The 22,184-nt window shown below is 70.2% G+C and carries 18 protein-coding genes; 6 read left to right on the forward strand and 12 right to left on the reverse strand.

The genetic code is table 11. The annotated features are described in order from the left end of the window. Nucleotides 1–11: 11 nt before the first annotated feature. Nucleotides 12–1,451 (forward strand): cytosine permease, encoded by a 1,440-nt coding sequence (locus tag AS594_RS10635; RefSeq protein ID WP_069935080.1) that lies wholly within the window; start codon nt 12–14, stop codon nt 1,449–1,451. Between the two features lie 220 nt (nt 1,452–1,671). On the opposite strand, the gene AS594_RS10640 is transcribed toward AS594_RS10635, so the two are convergent. Continuing rightward, a complete protein-coding gene (locus AS594_RS10640) occupies nt 1,672–2,760 on the reverse strand; it encodes a branched-chain amino acid aminotransferase (protein ID WP_069926777.1) in 1,089 nt (362 codons plus the stop codon). A 223-nt stretch (nt 2,761–2,983) separates the two neighbouring features. Further along, nucleotides 2,984–4,027 carry a 3-isopropylmalate dehydrogenase gene (locus tag AS594_RS10645; RefSeq protein WP_069926778.1) on the reverse strand — a complete coding sequence of 348 codons (1,044 nt, stop codon included), beginning with the start codon at nt 4,025–4,027 and terminating at the stop codon, nt 2,984–2,986. A gap of 127 nt (nt 4,028–4,154) precedes the next feature. Between AS594_RS10645 and AS594_RS10650 the strand changes: the two genes are divergently transcribed. Continuing rightward, nucleotides 4,155–5,732: a purple acid phosphatase family protein gene (locus AS594_RS10650; protein WP_206281712.1), complete on the forward strand. Its 1,578-nt coding sequence runs from the start codon at nt 4,155–4,157 to the stop codon at nt 5,730–5,732. 29 nt (nt 5,733–5,761) lie between these two features. On the opposite strand, the gene AS594_RS47230 is transcribed toward AS594_RS10650, so the two are convergent. Together AS594_RS47230 and AS594_RS10655 are read right to left on the reverse strand one after the other, a co-directional pair. Further along, on the reverse strand, nt 5,762–5,887 hold the full coding sequence (locus AS594_RS47230) for a hypothetical protein (protein WP_256096938.1): 126 nt from the start codon (nt 5,885–5,887) through the stop codon (nt 5,762–5,764). A 251-nt stretch (nt 5,888–6,138) separates the two neighbouring features. Then, entirely contained in the window at nt 6,139–7,359 is a 1,221-nt protein-coding gene (locus tag AS594_RS10655) for a GDSL-type esterase/lipase family protein (protein WP_338120154.1), read from the reverse strand. Nucleotides 7,360–7,655: 296 nt separating this feature from the next. Between AS594_RS10655 and AS594_RS10660 the strand changes: the two genes are divergently transcribed. Next, nucleotides 7,656–8,882: a phospholipase D-like domain-containing protein gene (locus tag AS594_RS10660; RefSeq protein WP_069933106.1), complete on the forward strand. Its 1,227-nt coding sequence runs from the start codon at nt 7,656–7,658 to the stop codon at nt 8,880–8,882. A gap of 88 nt (nt 8,883–8,970) precedes the next feature. On the opposite strand, the gene AS594_RS10665 is transcribed toward AS594_RS10660, so the two are convergent. Continuing rightward, the gene (locus tag AS594_RS10665) at nt 8,971–9,504 is read right to left on the reverse strand and encodes a GNAT family N-acetyltransferase (protein WP_069933944.1); all 534 of its coding nucleotides are present in this window, start codon (nt 9,502–9,504) and stop codon (nt 8,971–8,973) included. A gap of 55 nt (nt 9,505–9,559) precedes the next feature. Next, a complete protein-coding gene (locus AS594_RS10670) occupies nt 9,560–10,618 on the reverse strand; it encodes a S1 family peptidase (RefSeq protein WP_069933105.1) in 1,059 nt (352 codons plus the stop codon). A gap of 164 nt (nt 10,619–10,782) precedes the next feature. Between AS594_RS10670 and AS594_RS10675 the strand changes: the two genes are divergently transcribed. After that, nucleotides 10,783–11,622 carry a DUF1206 domain-containing protein gene (locus AS594_RS10675; protein WP_069933104.1) on the forward strand — a complete coding sequence of 280 codons (840 nt, stop codon included), beginning with the start codon at nt 10,783–10,785 and terminating at the stop codon, nt 11,620–11,622. 99 nt (nt 11,623–11,721) lie between these two features. On the opposite strand, the gene pruA is transcribed toward AS594_RS10675, so the two are convergent. After that, nucleotides 11,722–13,353: an L-glutamate gamma-semialdehyde dehydrogenase gene (gene pruA / locus AS594_RS10680; protein WP_069933103.1), complete on the reverse strand. Its 1,632-nt coding sequence runs from the start codon at nt 13,351–13,353 to the stop codon at nt 11,722–11,724. Between the two features lie 57 nt (nt 13,354–13,410). Further along, nucleotides 13,411–14,337, reverse strand: coding sequence for a proline dehydrogenase family protein (locus AS594_RS10685; protein WP_069933102.1), 927 nt, complete (start codon nt 14,335–14,337; stop codon nt 13,411–13,413). 166 nt (nt 14,338–14,503) lie between these two features. Here AS594_RS10685 and AS594_RS10690 point away from each other — a divergent pair, with 166 nt between their 5' ends. Together AS594_RS10690 and AS594_RS10695 are read left to right on the forward strand one after the other, a co-directional pair. Continuing rightward, the gene (locus AS594_RS10690; protein ID WP_167368013.1) at nt 14,504–15,658 is read left to right on the forward strand and encodes a PucR family transcriptional regulator; all 1,155 of its coding nucleotides are present in this window, start codon (nt 14,504–14,506) and stop codon (nt 15,656–15,658) included. A 172-nt stretch (nt 15,659–15,830) separates the two neighbouring features. After that, nucleotides 15,831–16,424 (forward strand): peptidase inhibitor family I36 protein, encoded by a 594-nt coding sequence (locus AS594_RS10695; protein ID WP_069933101.1) that lies wholly within the window; start codon nt 15,831–15,833, stop codon nt 16,422–16,424. 304 nt (nt 16,425–16,728) lie between these two features. On the opposite strand, the gene serA is transcribed toward AS594_RS10695, so the two are convergent. The 4 genes from serA to AS594_RS10715 all read right to left on the reverse strand — a co-directional run bounded on the left by serA (nt 16,729) and on the right by AS594_RS10715 (nt 22,107). Then, the gene (serA, locus tag AS594_RS10700; RefSeq protein WP_069926788.1) at nt 16,729–18,321 is read right to left on the reverse strand and encodes a phosphoglycerate dehydrogenase; all 1,593 of its coding nucleotides are present in this window, start codon (nt 18,319–18,321) and stop codon (nt 16,729–16,731) included. A 238-nt stretch (nt 18,322–18,559) separates the two neighbouring features. Then, complete coding sequence (gene ilvC / locus AS594_RS10705; protein ID WP_069926789.1) at nt 18,560–19,561, reverse strand: ketol-acid reductoisomerase; 1,002 nt, start codon at nt 19,559–19,561, stop codon at nt 18,560–18,562. A 132-nt stretch (nt 19,562–19,693) separates the two neighbouring features. Further along, nucleotides 19,694–20,221: an acetolactate synthase small subunit gene (ilvN, locus tag AS594_RS10710; RefSeq protein WP_069933100.1), complete on the reverse strand. Its 528-nt coding sequence runs from the start codon at nt 20,219–20,221 to the stop codon at nt 19,694–19,696. Nucleotides 20,222–20,247: 26 nt separating this feature from the next. After that, complete coding sequence (locus AS594_RS10715) at nt 20,248–22,107, reverse strand: acetolactate synthase large subunit (protein ID WP_069926791.1); 1,860 nt, start codon at nt 22,105–22,107, stop codon at nt 20,248–20,250. Between the last annotated feature and the right edge of the window lie 77 nt (nt 22,108–22,184).

Consider the following 22,184-nt stretch of genomic DNA (forward strand, 5'->3'; position numbering starts at 1 on the left):
AGGACCCAGCCATGCCGATAGAACAGCGCGGAGTCGACACCATCCCCGACGAGGAGCGCACCAGCGGGCCGCGCGACCTCGTCTCCCTCCTTCTCGGCTCGAATCTCTGCCTCGGCGTCATCGTCTTCGGATGGCTGCCGCCGTCCTTCGGCCTGGGCCTGTGGCCCTCGGTGACCTCGATCCTCGTCGGCACCCTGGCCGGAATCGCGGTCACCGCACCGCTCGCGCTCATCTCACTGCGCACGGCCACCAACCTCTCGACCTCCAGCGGCGCCCAGTTCGGCGTACGCGGCCGGCTCGTCGGTTCGGTCGTCGGACTGCTGCTCTCGCTCGGTTATACGGCGCTCACGCTGTGGATCGGCGGCGACGTGATGGTCGGGACCCTCTCCCGGCTCACCGGCCTGCCGGACGGCGGGGCCTCCCGCGCGGTGATGTACACCGTGCTCGCGGGCGCCACGGTCGTCGCGGCGGTGTACGGCTACAAGCTGCTGCTGCGGCTCAGCAAGGTGCTGTCCGTCGGCATGGTGGTCCTGCTGCTGGCCGGGGTGTACGCCTACGCGGGCGACTTCACCACGGCCGCGCCCCCGGACACGCCGTACCTCCTCGGCTCCTTCTGGTCCACCTGGCTGCTCGCGGCCGTCGCCGCCGGGCTGAGCGGCCCCGTCGCCTTCATCACCCTGCTCGGCGACTACACGCGCTACATCTCGCCGCGCCGCCACACCTCACGCAAGGTCTTCTGGGCCACCTGTCTGGGCCTGTTCCTCGGCCTTCTCGTCCCGCAGCTCTTCGGTACGTACACCGCGCTCGCCGCCCGCGCCGGTCTCGACTACGCCGGGCCGCTCGTCGAGGCGGCGCCCTTCTGGTACCTGGCGCCGCTGCTGCTGGCGGCCTCCGCCGGGTCGGTCGGCAACGCCGGCCTGATGCTGTACTCGATGGGGCTCGACCTGGACGCGATCCTGCCGCGCGCCACGCGCACCCGGGCCACCGTGATCGCCGCCGCCGTCGCGACCGCGTTCGTGTTCGTGGGCTCCTTCGCCTGGTCGGTGCAGTCCGCGATGACGTCGTTCGTCCTGCTCCTGACAGCCATCGGCACGCCGTGGGCCGTGATCTCCCTGATCGGGTACGTGCGCTGCGGCGGGCAGTACGACGCGGAGGCCCTCCAGGTCTTCAACCGCCGGGCCAAGGGCGGGATCTACTGGTACCGCTCGGGCTGGAACGTCCGGGCCACCGTGTCCTGGGCGCTGGGCGCGGCGGTCGGCCTCGCGGCGGTCTCGACGACGGTGTATGAGGGCCCGCTGCTGGCCCTTACCGGCGGCGTGGATTGCAGCTTCATCCTCTCGGGCCTGGTGGGCGGGGCCGCGTACGCCGCGCTGACGGCGAAGAGCCGGAACGCCGCGCTTCCCGCGGAGGCGGCGGCGGAGCCGGTGAGCGAGACGCCCACCCCGGCGTAGGCGCCACCGCCGGCTGCCTTGCGGAGCTTCCCCCCTGCCCGCCCGTTGCCGTACCGGGGCGCTGCCCCCGCCCCCCGGTCCTCAAGCGCCGGACTGGCTGGATTTGGCCGGCCGAGGCCCGCTCGCCGCGCAGCGGCAACGCTCAGCCGCAACGCGCGAGGCCGCGCCACGGCGGAATGTGCCGGGCGCGGCCTCGCGTACGTACGACTGCCGACGGGGATCAGGCCAGCTCGTGGGTCCAGCCGTGGGTGTCCTCGGCCGTGCCGGTCTGGATGGCGAGGAGCGCCTTGCGGAGCTCCATCGTCACCTTGCCCGGCTGCCCGTCGCCCTGGACCCACTCCGCGCCCTCGGACTTCACCGAGCCGACCGGCGTGATCGCCGCCGCCGTGCCGCAGGCGAAGACCTCGGTGAGCGTCCCGTTCTCGGTGTCGCGCTTCCAGTCCGCCGTGGAGATCCGGCCCTCCTCGGACTCGTACCCGAGGTCACGCGCGAGCTTGAGCAGCGAGTCGCGGGTGATGCCGGCGAGCAGCGAGCCGGTGAGCTCCGGGGTGACGATGCGGTCGCCGTACACGAAGTACAGGTTCATGCCGCCCATCTCCTCGACCCACTTGTGCTCCAGCGCGTCGAGCCAGACGACCTGGTCGCAGCCCTTCTCCGCCGCCTCGGCGAAGGCGAGCAGCGAGGCGGCGTAGTTGCCTCCGGTCTTGGCGAAGCCCATGCCGCCGGGGACGGCGCGGACGTAGTTCTCCGACAGCCAGACGGAGACCGGCTTGACCCCACCGGGGAAGTACGCGCCGGCGGGCGACGCGATCACGATGAAGAGGTACTCGTTGGCCGGCTTCACACCGAGCCCGACCTCGTTGGCGATCATGAACGGGCGCAGGTACAGCGAGTCCTCACCGCCGTGCGCCGGAACCCATGCCTTGTCCTGCTGGACCAGCGCGTCGCACGCGGCGATGAACGTCTCGACCGGCAGTTCCGGCATCGCCAGCCGGCGCGCGGAGACCTGGAAGCGCCTGGCGTTGGCGTCGGGGCGGAAGGTGGCGACCGAACCGTCGGGCCGGCGGAATGCCTTCAGGCCCTCGAAGATCTCCTGCGCGTAGTGCAGGGTCATGTTGGCCGGGTCGATCGACAGCGGCGCGTACGGCACGAGCTGCGCGTCGTGCCAGCCACGGCCTTCGGTCCACCGGATGGTGACCATGTGGTCGGTGAAGTGGCGGCCGAATCCGGGGTTGGCCAGAATCGCCTCGCGCTCCGCGTCGGACAGCGGGTGCGAGGAGGGCTTGAGCTCGATCGTGGGCGTCGTCATGAGTGCGTGTCCTTCACCGGTTGTGTGTGGTGGACCGCGCTCACGCCTAGTAGGACGTCCGAGCTTCCCCTCATACCGCGGCCCCACGTTCGATTATCGCCCGTGGGAATGCGTGCATGAAACGGCGTGTAGTGCGGCCCAGGATTGATGGTCCCACCCGGCCGCGGCAAAGCACAGCCGCCGGGTGTCTGCGACCCGGCGGCTGTGGGAGGAATCCGTCGGGTCAGCCCGCTACGCGTACCGCGAGCGCGTCGCCGATCTCGTCCGTCGTACGGACCGTGCCGCCGTCGCGCTCCGCCAGGTCGGCGGAGACGGCTTCCTCGATACGGCCGGCCTCGGCGTCGAAGCCGAGGTGCCGCAGGAGGAGGGCGACGGAGAGCACCGTGGCCGTCGGGTCGGCCTTGCCCTGGCCCGCGATGTCGGGCGCGGAGCCGTGAACGGGCTCGAACATCGACGGGAAGGCCCCCGTCGGGTTGATGTTGCCGGAGGCCGCCAGGCCGATGCCGCCGGTCACGGCGGCGGCGAGGTCGGTGAGGATGTCGCCGAAGAGGTTGTCGGTGACGATGACGTCGAAGCGCTCCGGCTGCGTGACGAAGAAGATCGTCGCGGCGTCGACGTGCAGGTAGTCGGTGGTGACCTCGGGGTACTCCTGGCCGACCTTGTCGAAGATGTTCTTCCACATGTGGCCGGCGTAGACGAGGACGTTGTTCTTGTGCACCAGCGTCAGCTTCTTGCGGGGGCGGGCGTTGGCCCGCTCGTACGCGTCACGGACGACGCGCTCGACGCCGTACGCCGTGTTCAGGCTGACCTCGGTCGCGACCTCGTGCTCCGTACCGGTGCGGATCGAGCCGCCGTTGCCGGTGTACGGGCCTTCGGTGCCCTCGCGGACGACGACGAAGTCGATGTCGGGGCGGCCCGCCAGCGGCGTCGCCGTGTTGGGGAACAGCTTCGACGGACGCAGGTTGATGAAGTGGTCGAACGCGAACCGCAGCTTGAGGAGCAGCCCGCGCTCCAGGACGCCGGACGGCACGGACGGGTCGCCGATCGCGCCGAGCAGGATGGCGTCGTGCTGCTTGAGGGAGTCGAGCTCCGCGTCCGGGAGGGTGTCTCCGGTGCGGTGCCAGCGCTGAGCGCCGAGGTCGTACTCCTTGGTCTGCAGCTTCACATCCTGCGGAAGGACGGCATTGAGGACCTTGAGCCCTTGGGCCACGACCTCCTGGCCGATACCGTCACCAGGGATCACTGCGAGATTGAGGCTGCGAGACATGTCGGCACCCTACTCCCGCGTCCCAGCCCCTGACACCGGGCGTCCGCCATTCGGACTCAAAATCTCGACAGATTCTGTTCACCCGCAGGACTGGCCGGAGTTGGTTGTTACTGGGAAGTTCGTTTCCATGGCCGACACCCCCCGCACCGGTATCCCCGAGCAGATCGCGCGCGGCATGAGCATGCCGGAGCAGCACGAGTACCTGCGTACGAAACTCTCCCGCCGACGGGTCATCGCCTCGTCCGCCGCCACCGTGGGCGGCGCCGCCCTGTTGGGCGGCGCGAGTCCGGCATACGCCGGCTCCCCCGCTCTGCTGCCCTCCTCCGTCACCGCGCGGGTGGACGGGTCACTCGTCGCGCCCTTCGGCCGCCATCTCGCCTTCGGGGCCGATCCGAAGACACAGATGCGGATCTCCTGGCAGGTGCCCTTCGCGGTGAAGCGTCCGTACGTACGGGTGGGGCTGAAACCGTGGGAGCTGGGCCGCAAGATCGAGGCGGAGGTACGCGCTCTGCACACGCCGTCGCTCTCGCGCAAGCTGCCCGCGGTCGACCAGTTCTACCTGCACGTGGGGCTCGACGGACTGAGGCCGGGGACGACGTACTACTACGGCGTCGGGCACGACGGGTTCGACCCGGCCGACGCCGCACGGCCGGCGGGGCTGTCGTCGGTCAGCTCGTTCCGTACGGCGCCCGCTCGGCCGGAGACCTTCGTCTTCACGGCCTTCGGTGACCAGGGGGTGAGCTACGACGCCCTCGCCAACGACCAGTTGATCCTCGGTCAGAACCCGTCGTTCCACCTCCACGCCGGCGACATCTGCTATGCGGACAGCAGCGGGCACGGCAGGGAGTCGGACACCTACGACGCGCGCGTGTGGGACCAGTTCCTGGCGCAGACCGAGAGCGTGGCCTCACGGGTCCCGTGGATGGTGACCACCGGCAACCACGACATGGAGGCCTGGTACTCCCCCAACGGCTACGGCGGCCAGTCGGCCCGCTGGTCGCTGCCCGGCAACGGGCCGGACGCGGCGAACGCACCCGGCATCTACTCCTTCACGTACGGCAATGTCGGCGTCGTGGCGCTGGACGCGAACGACGTGTCGTACGAGATACCCGCCAACAGGGGCTACACGGACGGCGCGCAGAGTGCCTGGCTCGACAAGCGGCTCGGCGAGCTGCGGCGGCAGGCCGGCGTCGACTTCGTCGTCGTCTTCTTCCACCACTGCGTGTACTCGACGTCCACGCACGCCTCGGACGGCGGTGTACGCGACGCGTGGCTGGCGCTGTTCACCAAGCACCAGGTCGACCTGGTGATCAACGGGCACAACCACGTGTACGAGCGCACCGACGCCATCAAGAACGGTGAAGTCGGCAGGCCGGTGCCGGTCGGGGCCTCGACCGATCCGACGCGGGACGGGATCGTGTACGTCACCGCGGGCGGCGCGGGCAAGGACCTGTACGGGTTCGGGCTCGGCGTGAAGGACAGCTACGAGGGCAACGTCCACGACCACGACCACATCGTCAGCTTCCACTGGACGAAGTCGCGGCTCCCGGACCCGGACACGGTCGAGTGGTCACGGGTGCGGTACACCGGCTTCTCGTTCCTCGCGGTGGAGGCCGAGGCCGGTACGTCGCCGAGGCTGAAAGTCTCCGCGCTCGCCGAATCGGGCGAGCGCGTCGACTACTTCGAGATCCGGCGCAGCCGTTAGGCGGGGACGACGGGGGCGCGGGCCGTGGATCAGTGGCCGGTCGCGCCGCCGTTGTCGCGGCGGTCCAGCGCCCGCTGGAGGGCGGCGACGGCCTGCTTGCGGTCGGTGTCGTTGGAACGGGGGGCGCGGCGGACGCGGCGGACGGTCTCGGCCATGATGATCGACTCCTTGAGATCAGAATGATTTCAGGGCGCCGGAATGGGCGGGGAGCCGGCGCCGCAGGGGTTACCTGCATCGGGCACGGGCTCACGACCGCCGTTCGCTGATGGAGCGAGACGTTCGGCTTCTTCCAAGCTAAGGGAGACCGGACTGTCTGTCTCCACAATTACTCGGACTTCCTACTATCTGAGACGCGATCATGACCACGCCTCCGGGAGGCGTGGTCATGACCATGGTCCGGGCGCGGTCAGGACGCCGTCAGGTACATCCTCGAAGCGTCCGCCCCCGCCGTATTGCGGCAGGTGTGGGCGCCGCCCGCCGGGGCCGCGTACACGAGGCCGAGGCAACGGCCCTGGGCGAGCTGGCCGTAGTAGTTGGGGTGCATGGACTCCTGGACGGGGCCCTGGGTGGAGTCGCTGTCGATCCAGCGCGCCCATTCACTGCTGGTGGCCGACGGCGGCTGCGTGGCGTTCACCAGCCTGCTCTGCTTGGCGCACACCTCGCGCCCCTGGAGCATGTCGCGCAGATCCAGGAACTCCACGCCCTTGGCGGCGGCCACACCCTTGAGACGGCCCGCGATCTGCGGGACGAGCGAGTCGCGGGCCCAGTCGGAGTCCTTGTTCCAGAACGGGCAGCCGCCGGTACTGACCCGGGTCCAGCCGCTCTCCGCGTAGCGGTTCTCGGCCGCCCTCGGGATGGGCGAGGGGTACGACTGGAGCACGATCCGGTAGGCGGAGGCGGCGTACCCGCCGGCGGACATCACGGCGCGGATCTCGTCGACGGCCTTCCCCACACCCGCCATGGCCGCGTCGATCTTCGCGTCCACCGCCACCTGCTGGTCGTCGTGGCAGTACGAGTACCAGACCATGTAGTCGGCGGCGCAGGCGGTGATGATGTCGGCGAAGCCCAGGTCGTTGCCGCCGACCGACAGGGCGATCACCTTCACGTTGTTGGCCGCGGCGATACCGGCGAGCTGGTCGGCCTGCGGCGCTTCGCCCTTGTACGGCGTACCGCCGCTCGCGGCGCGGAAGACGTTCTTGGTGGTGGCACCCGAGCAGGCGATGTTGATCAGCGCCTGAGCGGTGCCGGTGGCGCTGCGCACCTCGGCGGAGTCGGAGCGGTGGCAGCCGTTCACGGCCGTCGGACCGTACACGCGGCCCGGATCGTAGCCGCTGCCCGTCCACGCGCGGTCGGAGCCGTCGCGGCTGCCGCTGTTGGTGAGGCTGTTGCCCTGCCAGCGGCCCGCCTCGCCCGAGATGTAGCTGTCGCCCATGGAGACGATCGCGGTCGGGCCCGAGGTGGGGCTCGCCATCGAGGGGCCGGCCCCGGTCGTGAGCAGGGCGACGAAGGCCAGGGGGAGCGCGAGCGCCGAGGCGACGAGGCGCCTGCCGCGCGCACGGCCGCGCGTGCGGCGGGGCCCGGGGCTGCGGGTGGGTCTGAGCGTATTCGTGGAGCGGAATCCGGACACGGCGGAACTCCTGCGCTTGGCCTCGAAGGCGTATCGGTGAGGGGGGCCGCCGGCCGGTGGCATGCGGAAATCTGGCACGCGGGCCTTTGTTACCGCTAGGTACGTGCGGGTTTCTTTTACGTCACGGCCTGTCTGGAATACGACTTTCACCGGCGCCCGGCCTCCCGGCGGCCGATTCGCCGGGGCCCCTCGGCCGGTCAGGACCGCCCAGGTACAGTCGACTGGCTGCGCCGGCCCGCGCCGGACCGGGCACAGCGGCTCCGTTTCCCTCTGCTCCGTGCCGGCCCGGTGACACCATGACGAGTACGCAGGAACCGCCCGAGCTGACCCCTCCCCACATACCGGGGCCGCGGACGCCCGCGTCCGCGGAGGACCGCGTCGCGCGGATACGGCGGCGTCTGGAGCGGCTCATAGGCGTCGCCGCGACCGAGGGCAACGCGGTCGTCCCCCTGCGCAACGGGGACGAGATCTTCGCCGCGATGCTGGCCGGCATCCGGTCCGCCGAGCACACGGTGGACATGATGACGTTCGTGTACTGGAAGGGCGACATCGCCCGCGAGTTCGCCCAGGCACTGGCGGACCGGGCCCGCGCCGGGGTACGGGTGCGACTGCTGCTGGACGGGTTCGGCAGCCGGCTGATCGAGAGAGAGCAGCTGGAGGTGATGGAACGGGCCGGAGTGCATGTGGCCTGGTTCCGTAAACCGCTGTACCTGTCGCCGCTCAAGCAGAACCACCGCTGCCACCGCAAGGTCCTCGTCGTCGACGAGGAGACCGCGTTCACGGGTGGCGTGGGGATCGCGGAGGAGTGGTGCGGTGACGCGCGCAACGAACACGAGTGGCGCGACACGCACGTGGAGGTGCGGGGCCCGGCGGTGGACGGGATCGCCGCGGCGTTCGCCCAGAACTGGGCCGAGTGCCACGACGAGCTCTTCGACGACCGGGACCGGTTCGTCGAGCAGCGCCCGCACGGCGACGCGGTGGTGCAGGTGGTGCGCGGCTCGGCCAGTTTCGGCTGGCAGGACATGCAGACCCTGATCCGGGTGATGCTGGAGTCGGCCGAGGAACGCTTCCGGCTGGCCACCGCGTACTTCTCGCCGGACGCCTACTTCGTCGAGCTGCTCTGCGCCACCGCGCGGCGCGGGGTGCGGGTCGAGATCCTGCTGCCGGGCCCGCACACCGACAAGCGGGTCTGCCGGCTGGCCGGCCAGCACTTCTACGACGACCTCACCGCCTGCGGGGTGAAGATCTTCCAGTACCAGCCGACGATGATGCACGCGAAGGTGATCACCGTCGACCATGTGGCCGCGCTGGTCGGCTCGACGAACTTCAACCGGCGCTCGCTCGACCACGACGAGGAGGTCATGATCGCCGTCCTGGACCAGGACTTCACGGCCACACTGGACGAGCACTTCGACCAGGACGTGACGGTGAGCGAACAGATCCGGCCGGGCCGGTGGAAGAAGCGCTCCATCGTCCAGCGGGCCCGTGAAGTGGCGGTCCTGCCGATCCGCCGGTTCCTCTGACCCGGAGCGTGTTCCGGCCGGAGCGCGCCGCTCCGGCCGGGGGCCCCGGCCTCGAGCACGTCGCCCCGCGCGGCACACGCCGCCCGGCCTAGAGCACGTCTCCGTCGCGCCAGTCGAAGAGCAGGGCCTCGGACGCGTCCGGAAGCCCGGCCACCGGCCGCAGGTACGTCGTACCCTCCTCGTCGGGCAGCGGTACGACGCCGGAAGGCCCCAGAGCCGCGATCCGGCCCGGCCACCGCACCCATCCGCGCCCCGCGTAGAGCGCCGCCCCGTCGTCCGACGCGGAGAGCGCCCCGAGGACGTATGCCCGGTCGATCACCCGCTCCAGCGCCTCCATCACCAGGCCGCCGAGCCCCTCCCGCCGCCGGTCCGCCCGTACGGCCACACCTTCGACGTAACCGACGCGCAGCGACCGGCCGGCGTGCTGGACCCGGCGCTGGACGACGCTGCCATGGGCGGCGACACCGCGCTCGTCCCGGAGCCAGGCGTGTATGCCGCCGATGGTGTGGTCCCAGTCGTCCTCGTCGAAGTCGCCTTCGAAGGCGGCTTCGAGGAGAGCGTGGATCTCGTGCAGCTCGGCGGGATCGAGGTCGGCCGTGTGGGCTGTACGCAGCGCGTTCATGTCCGCACTCTCGCAGGCCGCCACCCCGGCGGCGGGGTGACGGCCCGACAGGTGCTCAGTACACGTTCACGCCGTACGCCGACAGGGCTTCCTTCACCGGCTGGTGGATGGCGGAACCGTTGGTTCCCGTACAGCCGGAGCTGCCCGAGTGGATGCCGAGCGCGACGCTGCCCGCGAAGTGCGCCCCGCCGCTGTCACCGCCGGCCGAGCAGGCGGTGGTGCGGACCATGCCGTACACGGGTCCGTCGCCGTAGTTGACGGTGACGTTCACGGCGGTGACGGTGCCGCTGGTCACCTTGGTGGTGGAGCCGCTCTTCTTGATGGCCTGGCCCACGACGGCGTTCGCGGCGGACGCGATGTCCTGGAAGCCGCCGTTGTAGAGGTTGACGTTGCCCGATGGCGCCGAGCCGTTGGTGTAGCGGACGATGCCGTAGTCGTTGGTCGGGAAGCTGGTTCCCTCACGGACGCCGATCACCGGACCGCCGGACGTGGCCGACCAGTTGGCGACGTCGTTGGTGCAGTGGCCCGCCGTCACGAAGTAACGCGTGGTGCCCTTGGAGACGTTGAAGGCGGCCGAGCAGCGATACCCGCCGCCGTAGATCGCGTCGCCGCCGGCCACCTCCCGCTTGAACGTCCCCGGTACGCGCGAGATCCGCACCGCACCGTCCTGCGCGTCCGCGACCTTCCTCAGCCGGGCCAGCTCCCGCGCGGAGACGGACCGGTCGGCCTCGACGCTGACCTGATTGGTCGTCGGGTCGATGCCCCACGACGTACCCGTGATCTTCGCCCGGGACTCCAGCGCCGCCATGGCCGCCTCCAGCCGCGCCGCACTGCGCTCGACACGCTTCGCGACGGCTCCCGACGCGCGTACCTGCTCGGCGGCGCGGTCACTGGTGACGGTGACGGTGAGGGCGCCGGTACGGCGGTCGATGTAGCTGCCGGCGGTGTCGTCGCCGAGCCGCCGGGAGAGTTCGGAGTCGAGGGCGTACGTCGACGGGCCCGTGGCGGCGGCTTCGGCGGCGGTACCGGCGCCGGCCGGGGTGGCGCCGAAGCCCAGCGTGCCGGCGGCTATGAGGGCGGTAAGGGCTGTGCGCGCACGGAGGATGCGTCTCATGGGGGGATCTCCTCGGTCAGGTCTCCGTGGGGAACGGGGACACCGCTGAGGAATTTGACATGCCCATTGCCAAACCACAAGGGCGCGTCGACGCCACGTCACATGCCCGCACCGGTTCCGGCGCCCGCTTCGGGGCACACGGTCTCCGACGAAGGAGGCGAGACATGGGCACAGCGGCACTCGGCAGAAGAGGCAAGCTCAGGGCACGGCAGGCTTCAAACAGCTCGGCCATGGAGGCGGCCGCGCGCTGGGGGTTCGTGGCACGCGGGGTGCTCTACCTGCTGGTCGGCGTACTGGCACTGCGCATCGCGTTCGGCGACGGCGGCCAGGAGGCGGACCGCGGGGGCGCCCTCAAGGAGGTGGCCGAGCAGCCGCTCGGCTCGTTCCTGCTCTGGGCCCTGGGCATCGCCTTGGTGGGCATGGCGCTGTGGCGGCTCTCGGAAGCCTGCTTCGGCGCGGCCGGACCCGACGGCCACAAGCCCCGCAAGCGCCTGTTCTCCCTGGCGCGTTTTCTCTTCTACGGCTTCGTGGCGTACAGCGTGCTGTCGTTCGCGGCGGGCACGGCGGGCAGCGGCAGCGGATCGAGCGACAAGCAGTCGGAGGACGTGACGGCCCGGGCCATGGAACTCCCCGGCGGCCAGTGGATCGTGGGAATCGGCGGCCTGGCCATCGCGGTCACCGGCCTGTGGATCGCGAGCCGAGCCGCCCTGCGCAAGTACCACAAACACCTCAAGATGAGCGCGCTGCACGGCCGTACCCGCCAGGCCGTCGATGTCACCGGCGTGGCCGGCGGTGTCGCGCGGGGCGCCGTCTTCACCGTCCTCGGCGGCTTCGCGGTCAAGGCCGCGGCCAACTACGAACCGGACAAGGCGAAGGGCATCGACGACACCCTCCGCTCGTTCTCCGACACGCCGGCCGGCCCGTGGCTGCTGGTCCTGATAGCCGTCGGCCTGGCCATGTTCGGCCTCTTCTCGTTCGCGATGGCCCGCTGGCGCAAGATCTGACCTGCGGGCGGCGCACGAAACCGCCCCCGTCCGGCGTGGGGGCCGGGACGGGGGCGGTGTCTCGCGGGGCGCGCGGCCGGGGCGGCGCGCCGGGGGCGGTCAGCCCTGGTGCGGGTAGGTGTAGTCGGTCGGCGGGACCAGGGTCTCCTTGATGGCCCGGGTCAGGGTCCAGCGCTGGAGGTTCTGGGGCGCGCCGGCCTTGTCGTTCGTGCCGGAGGCGCGGCCGCCGCCGAAGGGCTGCTGGCCGACCACGGCGCCGGTCGACTTGTCGTTGATGTAGAAGTTGCCCGCCGCGTAGCGGAGCTTGTCCATCGTGTACGCCGCCGCCGCGCGGTCACCGGAGATGACGGCGCCGGTCAGCGCGTAGTCGGACGCCGACTCCATCTGCTCCAGCATGGCGTCGTACTTCGCGTCCTCGTAGACGTGGACCGCCAGGATCGGGCCGAAGTACTCGGTCGTGAAGACCTCGTTCGCCGGGTCCGTGCAGGCGATGACCGTCGGGCGGACGAAGTAGCCGACCGAGTCGTCGTACGTGCCGCCCGCGACGATCGTGCAGGTCGGGTCGGCGGCCGCGCGGTCGATCGCGGCCTTGTTCTTGGCGAACGAACGCTCGTCGATGACGGCGCCGATGAAGTTCGACAGGTCGGTGACGTCGCCCATGGTGATGGCGTCGACCTCGGCCGCGAACTCCTCCTTGAAGCCGTCGTCCCAGATCGAGGCCGGGACGTACGCACGCGAGGACGCGGAGCACTTCTGGCCCTGGAACTCGAACGAGCCACGGGTCAGCGCGGTCTTCAGGACGGCGCGGTCGGCGCTCGGGTGCGCGACGACGAAGTCCTTGCCGCCCGTCTCGCCGACGAGACGCGGGTACGTGCGGTACTTCTCGATGTTGTTGCCGACCGTCTTCCACAGGTACTGGAAGGTCTTGGTCGAGCCGGTGAAGTGGATGCCGGCCAGGTCGCGGTGGTTGAGGGCGACCTCGGAGACCTCGATGCCGTCACCGGTGACCAGGTTGATGACGCCCTTGGGCAGCCCGGCCTCCTCCAGCAGCTGCATCAGCAGCACGGCGGCGTGCGTCTGCGTCGGGGACGGCTTCCAGACCACGACGTTGCCCATCAGGGCGGGCGCGGTCGGCAGGTTGCCCGCGATGGCCGTGAAGTTGAAGGGCGTGATCGCGTAGACGAAACCTTCCAGCGGACGGTGGTCCAGCCGGTTCCACACGCCCGGAGAGTTCGCCGGGGGCTGCTCGGCGAGCAGGTCACGGGCGTACTTGACGTTGAAGCGCCAGAAGTCGACGAGCTCGCACGGGGTGTCGATCTCGGCCTGCTGGACGGTCTTCGACTGGCCCAGCATGGTCGAGGCGGCCAGCGTCTCGCGCCACGGGCCCGACAGCAGCTCGGCGGCGCGCAGGATGATCGCGGCGCGGTCGTCGAAGGACATCGCGCGCCACGCCGGGGCGGCGGCGAGCGCGGCGTCGATGGCGTCCCGCGCGTCGTCCTGCGTGGCGTGCGCGGCGGTGCCGAGGACGGCCTTGTGGTTGTGCGGCTGCACGACGTCGAAACGCTCGCCGCCACCCATCCGCCTCTCACCGTTGATCGTCATCGGGAGGTCGACGGGGTTCTCGGCAAGCTCCTTCAGCTTGGCTTCGAGGCGTGCGCGCTCCGGCGAGCCCGGGGCGTAGGTGCGCACCGGCTCGTTGACCGGGGCGGGGACCTGGGTCACAGCGTCCATGAGTTCCTTGACTCCTTCGTGAGGGGTGGAAGGGCTCGGCCCTAGGGTCAGCCTGGGTCAGTTCTTGGTGATCATCGAGCGGACGAAGAACAGCAGGTTGGCCGGCTTCTCCGCGAGGCGTCGCATGAAGTAGCCGTACCAGTCGGTGCCGTACGCGGTGTACACACGCATCCGGTGGCCCTCCGCCGCGAGCCGCACGTGCTCTTCGCTGCGGATCCCGTAGAGCATCTGAAATTCGTACTCATCCAGTTTGCGCCCGGCACGCCGCGCGAGCTCCTGGCTGACGGCAATCAGCCGCGGGTCGTGCGATCCGATCATGGGGTAGCCGTCGCCCGCCATGAGGATCTTCAGGATCCGGACGTACGCCTTGTCGATCTCGGCCTTGTCCTGGAACGCGACAGTGGCGGGCTCCTTGTAGGCGCCCTTGACGATACGGACGCGGCTGCCGGCCTTCGCCAGCCGCCGCGCGTCGTCCTCGGTGCGGAACAGGTACGCCTGGATCACGCAGCCGGTCTGCGGAAAGTCCTTCCGCAGCTCCTCGTGGATGGCGAACATCGAGTCGAGCGTGGTGTGGTCCTCGGCGTCGAGCGTGACCGTGGTGCCGATTTCGGCCGCCGCCTCGACGACCGGGCGGACGTTGGCGAGCGCCAGCTCGTGGCCGCCCTCCAGCGCCTGGCCGAACATCGAGAGCTTGACGGACATCTCGGCCCGCTCGCCCAGGCCCAGCCCCTTGAGGTGCTCGATCAGCTCCAGGTACGCGTCCCGGGCGGCGAATGCCTGCTCGCGGCTGGTGATGTCCTCGCCCACGACGTCCAGGGTCACTTCCAGGCCCTTGTCGGCGGCGTCCTGGACGATCGGGACGACCTGCTCGACGGTCTCACCGGCGATGAACCGGCCGACGACCTGTTTGGTGCCCGGGGCGGCCGACACGAAGCGGCGCATCTTGTCGCTGCGCGAAGCGGCGAGGATCACGGGACCCAGCACGGGGCACCTCCACGGAAAAGGCTCGAAGGGGGGCCGTGACCAGGAAATTTTCGGTACGGCACGGATAACCACCGTGAAATCTAAGGATCGCTCGATCCGCGAGCCATCGACACCTGTCACGCGTTCGTGTCCCGTATCTCATACAGGTGTCTGAAGGAATGCGAGAATGGGAAGCGTGAAAGGCGATTACCAGGAACTGGTCGACGAGATCTCGGCACTGCTCGGCGCTCCCGCGACGCTGGAGGACCGCGATTTCCGGCTGATCGCCTTCGGCGCGCACGACAGCGGCAGCGGTTTCGACGAAACGACCCTGGACCCGGTCCGTACCCGCTCGATCCTCACCCGCCGCTCCACGGCCGAGGTCCGCGCCTGGTTCGAGAAGTTCGGCATCGCGACGGCCGAAGCCCCGGTCCACATCCCCGCCGACCCGGCCGCGGGCGTCCTGCGCGGCCGGCTCTGCCTTCCCGTACGGCACCGGGGCGTCGTCCACGGTTACGTATGGCTCCTCGCCGGGGACGACGGTCCGCCCGGGCCCGTGCCCGCCTCCGCGATGGCGGTCTGCGCCCGGATCGGTGAGCTCCTCGCGGACGAGGCGCGCGCCCGCGCCGACCTCGGCCCGCATCTGCTGACCCTGCTCACCTCGGAATCCGCCGACAGCCGGGCCGCCGCGCTGGCCGCGCTGGGCGGGACGCTGGGCGACTCGGGAGCGTACGCGCTGCTGTGCGCCGCGCCGTGGACGGACCCCGTGCCGGGTGTACGTACGGTCCCCGGCGCCGCCGCCCTGTGCCTGCTTCCGGTGCCCGGTCCGGCCGGCCCGCGCCTCGCCGCACTGCTCAGGATCCGTACGGCCGCCGACCTCTCCCCCGCCCACCAGGCGGCCGCCAACCTGCTCGCCCCGGCGGGCCCGGTCGTCGGCATCGGCGACCCCGTACGGTCACTGGACGAGCTGCCGGGTGCCTGGCGCGAAGCCTCGGCCGCCGCCCGGGCGGCGCTGGCCCGGCCCCACCTCGGCCCGGTGGCGGAGTGGTCGGGGATCGGCCCGTACCGCCTGCTGGCAGCGCTCCCCGACAGTGGGCCCGGCCATCCCGTGGACCCCGCCGTACGCCCGCTGCTCGAACCCGCGCACGCCGAACTCGCCCGCACCGCGGAGGCGTTCCTCGACTGCGCGGGCCAGGCCGGCCGGACCGCGAGCGCCCTGAACATCCATCGCCAGACGCTCTACTACCGGCTGTCCCGGGTGGAACAGCTCACCGGCCTCGATCTCCACGACGGCGAGGACCGGCTGCTGCTGCACATGTCGCTGAAGGCCGCCCGCCTGTGACGGGACCGGGCGGGCGACCGTCCGGGTCCTGTGGCGGGACCCGGTGCCCGGGCGCGGGTGTCGGCCCGGTCAGCAGTTGGCTCGTTCCTGGCTCCGCACGCACCGGCCGCCTGTCCTAGCGTGTGCGTCGCTCCGGACACCCCGGAGGACGTGGACGAAGGGAAACGCTGCTATGCGCACGAGAACGAAACTCGCCGTCACCGCCACAGCGGGGGCCATGGCGGTGCTGGGCCTGGCCGGCCCCACCTCGGCGTCGACCACGCTCGAAGCGAAGATCGCCTCCGAGGTGAAGCAGGCCGGGCTGAGCAGGAGCGAGGCCGCCGGGCTCCAGAAGCAGATCGACCAGCAGCTCGCCACCACGCCGGGCGGCGAGCAGACCGGCGTGAACGAGATCTCCTGGCGTGGCGGCAAGGCCGTCATGACGTTCCCGTTACCGGGTGAGAAGCGGGCCCGGGCCGTCAACGAGCCCCTCGGCGCGCTCGGAACGCCGAACTGCAACTACGCCTGGACGTGCCTCTACGAGCACGCCAACTTCGACGGGCGGCGGCTGACCTGGTCGGACTGCAACTTCGAGAATCTCGCCAACTGGGGATTCAACGACAAGACGACCTCCTGGCACAACAACCAGACGCGTGGCACGCAGACCCATGTCTACAACTGGACCGGCAGCTCGTGGGCCCTGCTCTGGACGTCCACCGCCCCGTCGTCCAGTTCCAACGTCGGCAGCGCCAACAACGACAAGGCGGACGGCCTGTGGGTGTGCTGACGCCCCACGGCCGGGGCTGACCGGCACGAGCGCCGGCGGCTGACGCCGGGCACCGGTCCGGTGGTCTCGCGCTGCCCCTCTTCCGCCCCCCTGGCGGGGACGCGCGAAGCCGGCCGCACCGGAAAGCACCGTGCCCGGGACGCGGACGCCTCGTACAGCTTTCGTACGGAGCATCCGAGCGTCCCGGGCACGGTGACGAGCCACGCCGGCCACGTCAGCCGACGCCGGCCGCGTCAGCCGACGTCGGCCGGCTACAGCCGGTTTCGGTCGGGCGTCGGCCTGCGTCAGGCAGTGACAGCCGGCGTCAGTCGGCCAGGTTCACGAAGCGGGCCGAGGACGCGCCGATCTCCTCGGCGATCTCGGTGAGAACCGTCGGCGGAACCGTGTCGTCCACGGACAGGACGGCCAGCGCCTCGCCGCCCTGGTCGGCGCGCGACACCTGCATGCCCGCGATGTTCAGGCCGCCCTCGCCGAGGATGCGGCCGACCGTGCCGACGACACCGGGACGGTCCTGGTAGCGCAGGACGACCATGTGGTCGGCCAGCGTCAGGTCGATGTCGTGCTCGCCGATCCCGACGATCTTCTGGAGGTGCTTCGGGCCGGACAGTGTGCCGGACACCGAGACCTCGTCGCCGCCGGAGAGCGTGCCGCGCACGGTGACGACGTTCTTGTGGTCCGGGGACTCCGAGCTGGTCGTGAGGCGGACCTCGACGCCGCGCTCCTGCGCGAAGAGCGGCGCGTTGACGTAGCTCACGGTCTCGTCGACGACGTCCTCGAAGACGCCCTTGAGCGCGGACAGTTCGAGCACCTTGACGTCGTACTGCGTGATCTCGCCGTACACCTCGACATCGAGGCGCACCGCGACCTCGCCCGCGAGCGCGGTGAACATCCGGCCGAGCTTCTCGGCGAGCGGCAGACCGGGGCGCACGTCCTCGGCGATGACACCGCCCTGGACGTTGACCGCGTCCGGCACGAGCTCACCGGCGAGCGCGAGGCGCACGGACTTGGCGACCGCGATGCCCGCCTTCTCCTGCGCCTCGTCGGTGGAGGCGCCGAGGTGCGGCGTGCAGACGACCTGGTCCAGCTCGAAGAGCGGGGAGTCGGTGCAGGGCTCCTTCGCGTACACGTCGAGACCCGCGCCGGCGACCCGGCCCTCCTTGAGGGCGGAGTACAGCGCCGCCTCGTCGACGATCCCGCCGCGCGCGGCGTTGACGATGCGTACGGACGGCTTGACCTTGTGCAGCGCCTCGTCACCGATCAGGCCGAGCGTCTCGGGCGTCTTGGGCAGGTGCACCGTGATGAAGTCGGCGACCTCCAGCAGCTCGTCGAGCGAGAGCAGCTTGACGCCCATCTGCGCGGCGCGCGCGGGCTGTACGTAGGGGTCGTACGCGACGATCTTCATGCCGAAGGCCGACATGCGCTGCGCGACCAGGACACCGATGCGGCCGAGGCCGACGACGCCCAGGGTCTTCTCGCTGAGCTCGACACCCGTGTACTTCGAGCGCTTCCACTCGCCGTTCTTCAGGGCGGTGTTGGCCTGCGGGATGTTGCGCGCGGTGGCGACGAGCAGGCCGCAGGCGAGCTCGGCGGCGGTGACGATGTTGGACGTCGGCGCGTTGACGACCATGACGCCGGCCTTGGTGGCGGCGGAGACGTCCACGTTGTCGAGGCCGACACCGGCACGGGCGACGACGCGCAGCTTCTTCGCCGCGGCGATGGCCTCGGCGTCGACCTTGGTGGCGGAGCGGACGAGAATCGCGTCCACGTCGGCGATGGCCGGCAGGAGCTCTCCCCGGTCGGCGCCGTTGCAGTGCCGGATGTCGAAGTCCGGGCCCAGGGCGTCGACTGTGGCGGGCGACAGCTCTTCAGCGATGAGTACGACAGGTTTCGAGCTCACGTGAGTCCTCACTGGTCCTTTGCGGACGGCCGTCCCGACGGCCGCAGGCGGTGGAGGGGCTAGCCGCGTGGAAGACGCACGACGCTGTGGGCCTGACGCGTTATGTAAGAAGCAGTCTAGTGGCGCGGGGTACGTGGTCTTCCGCCTCGACGGAAGGATCACCCGTCCGTGGCTGGACGTTCTGTCCAGTTGTGCGCGAAGGGCCGCGGCGATGCGCCGCGGCCCCCCGCCCGGAGGCTTACGCCTCCTCGTTGTCCACCCAGCTCATGAGCTTGCGCAGCTCCTTGCCGGTGGTCTCCAGCAGGTGCTCGGAGTCCTGCGTCTTGTACTCGTTGTACTTCTTCAGACCGCCGTGGTACTCGTCCATCCAGTTCTTGGCGAACGTGCCGTCCTGGATCTCGGCGAGGACCTTCTTCATCTCGGCCTTGGTCTGGTCCGTGATGACGCGCGGGCCGGTGATGTAGTCGCCCCACTCGGCGGTCTCGGAGACCGACCAGCGCATCTTCTCCAGGCCGCCCTCGTACATCAGGTCCACGATCAGCTTCAGCTCGTGGAGGCACTCGAAGTACGCGATCTCGGGCTGGTAGCCGGCCTCGACCAGGGTCTCGAAGCCCGCCTTCACGAGCGCCGAGGCGCCGCCGCAGAGCACGGCCTGCTCACCGAACAGGTCGGTCTCGGTCTCCTCGGTGAAGGTCGTCTTGATGACGCCCGCGCGGGTGCCGCCGATGGCCTTGGCGTACGAGAGGGCCAGCGCGAAGGCACTGCCGGTGGCGTCCTGCTCCACGGCGGCGATCGCCGGAACGCCGCGGCCTTCCTCGTACTGACGGCGGACCAGGTGGCCCGGGCCCTTGGGGGCGACGAGCGCGACGTCGACACCGGCCGGGGCCTTGATGAAGCCGAAGCGGACGTTGAAGCCGTGGGCGAAGAACAGCGCGTCGCCGTCCTTGAGGTTGTCCTTGACGGACTCCTCGTAGACCTGGGCCTGGATCGGGTCCGGGATCAGGATCATGATGACGTCGGCCTCTTCGGCGGCCTGCGCCGGAGTGACCACGCGCAGGCCCTGCTCCTCGGCCTTCGCCTTGGACTTGGAGCCCTCGTGCAGACCGACACGGACGTCGACACCCGAGTCACGGAGCGACAGCGCGTGGGCGTGGCCCTGGCTGCCGTAACCGATCACCGCGACCTTGCGGCCCTGGATGATGGACAGGTCGGCATCGTCGTCGTAGAACAGCTCGGCCACTGGGATTCTCCTTGTGTGCTGGTTGTGCGTCCCACCGTACGGCGGGGTGCGGAATGAAGGATTACGGGTCTCGCCATGCGAACAGGCGAACCGGCGCTGGCCGGCTTGCCCGCGAACGGCGGGACCGGGGGGTCAGGCCGAGCGGTCGAGGGCCCGCAGGCTGCGGTCGGTGATCGACCGGGAGCCGCGCCCTATGGCGATCGTGCCGGACTGCACGAGCTCCTTGATGCCGAACTGCTCCAGCATCTTGAGCATCGCTTCGAGCTTGTCGGCGCCGCCCGTCGCCTCGATGGTCACGGCCTCCGGGGAGACGTCGACCGTCTTGGCGCGGAACAGCTGGACGATTTCGACGATCTGCGAGCGCGTCTCGTTGTCGGCGCGCACCTTCACGAGGACGAGCTCACGCTGGATCGCGGCGCCCGGCTCGAGTTCGACGATCTTCAGTACGTTGACGAGCTTGTTGAGCTGCTTCGTCACCTGTTCGAGCGGCAGGGCCTCGATCACGTTGACCACGATCGTGATGCGTGAGATCTCGGGGTGCTCGGTGGTGCCCACCGCGAGGGAGTCGATGTTGAATCCGCGGCGGGAGAACAGGGCCGTGATCCGCGCGAGGACGCCCGGCTTGTTCTCGACCAGGACGGAGAGGGTGTGCTTGGACATGGGCTTGAAGTCTCTCTCTCGTCTGCTCAGTCGTCTTCGTTGTCGCCGAAGTCGGGGCGCACCCCGCGGGCGGCCATGACCTCGTCGTTCGAGGTACCGGCGGCCACCATCGGCCAGACCATGGCGTCCTCGTGCACGATGAAGTCGACCACGACCGGCCGGTCGTTGATGGCATTGGCCTCGGCGATGACCTTGTCGAGATCGGCCGGGTCCTCGCAGCGGATCGCGTGGCAGCCCATGGCCTCGGACAGCTTGACGAAGTCCGGGATCCGGGTGCCGGCGCTCGGCTGCCTGCCGTCTGCGTCCGGGCCGCTGTGCAGCACGGTGTTGGAGTAGCGCTGGTTGTAGAAGAGCGTCTGCCACTGGCGGACCATCCCGAGCGCGCCGTTGTTGATGATGGCGACCTTGATCGGGATGTTGTTGAGCGCGCAGGTGGTGAGTTCCTGGTTGGTCATCTGGAAGCAGCCGTCGCCGTCGATGGCCCAGACCGTACGGTCCGGCATGCCGGCCTTGGCGCCCATGGCGGCCGGGACGGCGTACCCCATCGTCCCCGCGCCGCCGGAGTTCAGCCAGGTGGCGGGCTGCTCGTACTGGATGAAGTGCGAGGCCCACATCTGGTGCTGGCCGACGCCCGCGGCGTAGATGGTGCCCTCGGGGGCGAGCTGGCCGATGCGCTGGATGACCTGCTGCGGGGAGAGCTGCCCGTTCTCCGGCAGGTCGTAGCCGAGCGGGTAGGTGTCGCGCCAGCGGTTGAGGTCGTTCCACCAGGCGGCGTAGTCGCCGGTGTTGCCCTCGGTGTGCTCGGCCTGGACGGCCTGGACGAGGTCGGCGATGACCTCGCGGGCGTCACCGACGATCGGCACGTCCGCGGCGCGGTTCTTGCCGATCTCGGCCGGGTCGATGTCGGCGTGGACGATCTTGGCGTACGGGGCGAAGCTGTCCAGCTTGCCGGTGACGCGGTCGTCGAAGCGGGCTCCGAGGGCGACGATCAGGTCGGCCCGCTGGAGCGCGGTGACGGCGGTGACCGCACCGTGCATGCCCGGCATCCCCACGTGCAGCGGGTGGCTGTCGGGGAAGGAGCCCAGCGCCATCAGGGTGGTGGTGACGGGGGCGCCGGTGAGCTCGGCCAGGACCTTCAGCTCGGCGGTCGCGTTCGCCTTCATGACGCCGCCGCCGACGTACAGGACGGGGCGCTTCGCCTGGACGATCAGCTTGGCGGCCTCGCGGATCTGCTTGGCGTGCGGCTTGGTGACCGGGCGGTAGCCGGGCAGGTCGTGGCTCGGCGGCCAGCTGAACGTGGTCTTCGCCTGGAGGGCGTCCTTGGCGATGTCGACCAGGACCGGGCCCGGACGTCCGGTGGAGGCGATGTGGAACGCCTCGGCGATGGTGCGCGGGATGTCCTCGGCCTTGGTGACCAGGAAGTTGTGCTTGGTGATCGGCATGGTGATGCCGACGATGTCCGCCTCCTGGAAGGCGTCCGTGCCGATCGCCTTGGAGGCGACCTGGCCGGTGATCGCGACCATGGGGACGGAGTCCATGTGGGCGTCGGCGATCGGCGTGACCAGGTTCGTGGCACCGGGCCCCGAAGTGGCCATGCACACGCCGACCTTGCCGGTGGCCTGCGCGTAACCGGTCGCCGCGTGACCGGCTCCCTGCTCGTGGCGGACCAGCACGTGGCGGACCTTCGTGGAGTCCATCAGCGGGTCGTACGCCGGCAGGATGGCGCCGCCGGGAATGCCGAATACCGTGTCGGCCCCCACTTCCTCGAGCGAGCGGATGAGCGACTGCGCGCCCGTCACGTGCTCGACAGTGGTGGCGTGGTGTCCGCCGTTGCGGGGCCGCGGCTGCGGATGGTGGGCCCCGGAGGCCTGCTCGGTCATCGGCATTCTCTTCTCGAAGCTGAGGGTCATTTTACGAGGGTTTGGGAAGTGCCAGTGCAACAAAAAACCCCCCGTGCCGTGAG

Origin of the sequence: Streptomyces agglomeratus, assembly GCF_001746415.1 — a bacterium.
Classification (GTDB): domain Bacteria; phylum Actinomycetota; class Actinomycetes; order Streptomycetales; family Streptomycetaceae; genus Streptomyces; species Streptomyces agglomeratus.

Bases quoted from the DNA above. Each gene is read 5' to 3' on its own strand.
- AS594_RS10635 (WP_069935080.1), top strand. From the start codon at position 12: ATGCCGATAGAACAGCGCGGAGTCGACACCATCCCCGACGAGGAGCGC.
- AS594_RS10640 (WP_069926777.1), bottom strand. From the start codon at position 2,760: ATGACGACGCCCACGATCGAGCTCAAGCCCTCCTCGCACCCGCTGTCC.
- AS594_RS10645 (WP_069926778.1), bottom strand. From the start codon at position 4,027: ATGTCTCGCAGCCTCAATCTCGCAGTGATCCCTGGTGACGGTATCGGC.
- AS594_RS10650 (WP_206281712.1), top strand. From the start codon at position 4,155: ATGGCCGACACCCCCCGCACCGGTATCCCCGAGCAGATCGCGCGCGGC.
- AS594_RS47230 (WP_256096938.1), bottom strand. From the start codon at position 5,887: ATGGCCGAGACCGTCCGCCGCGTCCGCCGCGCCCCCCGTTCCAACGAC.
- AS594_RS10660 (WP_069933106.1), top strand. From the start codon at position 7,656: ATGACGAGTACGCAGGAACCGCCCGAGCTGACCCCTCCCCACATACCG.
- AS594_RS10665 (WP_069933944.1), bottom strand. From the start codon at position 9,504: ATGAACGCGCTGCGTACAGCCCACACGGCCGACCTCGATCCCGCCGAG.
- AS594_RS10670 (WP_069933105.1), bottom strand. From the start codon at position 10,618: ATGAGACGCATCCTCCGTGCGCGCACAGCCCTTACCGCCCTCATAGCC.
- AS594_RS10675 (WP_069933104.1), top strand. From the start codon at position 10,783: ATGGGCACAGCGGCACTCGGCAGAAGAGGCAAGCTCAGGGCACGGCAG.
- pruA (WP_069933103.1), bottom strand. From the start codon at position 13,353: ATGGACGCTGTGACCCAGGTCCCCGCCCCGGTCAACGAGCCGGTGCGC.
- AS594_RS10690 (WP_167368013.1), top strand. From the start codon at position 14,504: ATGGGAAGCGTGAAAGGCGATTACCAGGAACTGGTCGACGAGATCTCG.
- AS594_RS10695 (WP_069933101.1), top strand. From the start codon at position 15,831: ATGCGCACGAGAACGAAACTCGCCGTCACCGCCACAGCGGGGGCCATG.
- ilvN (WP_069933100.1), bottom strand. From the start codon at position 20,221: ATGTCCAAGCACACCCTCTCCGTCCTGGTCGAGAACAAGCCGGGCGTC.
- AS594_RS10715 (WP_069926791.1), bottom strand. From the start codon at position 22,107: ATGCCGATGACCGAGCAGGCCTCCGGGGCCCACCATCCGCAGCCGCGG.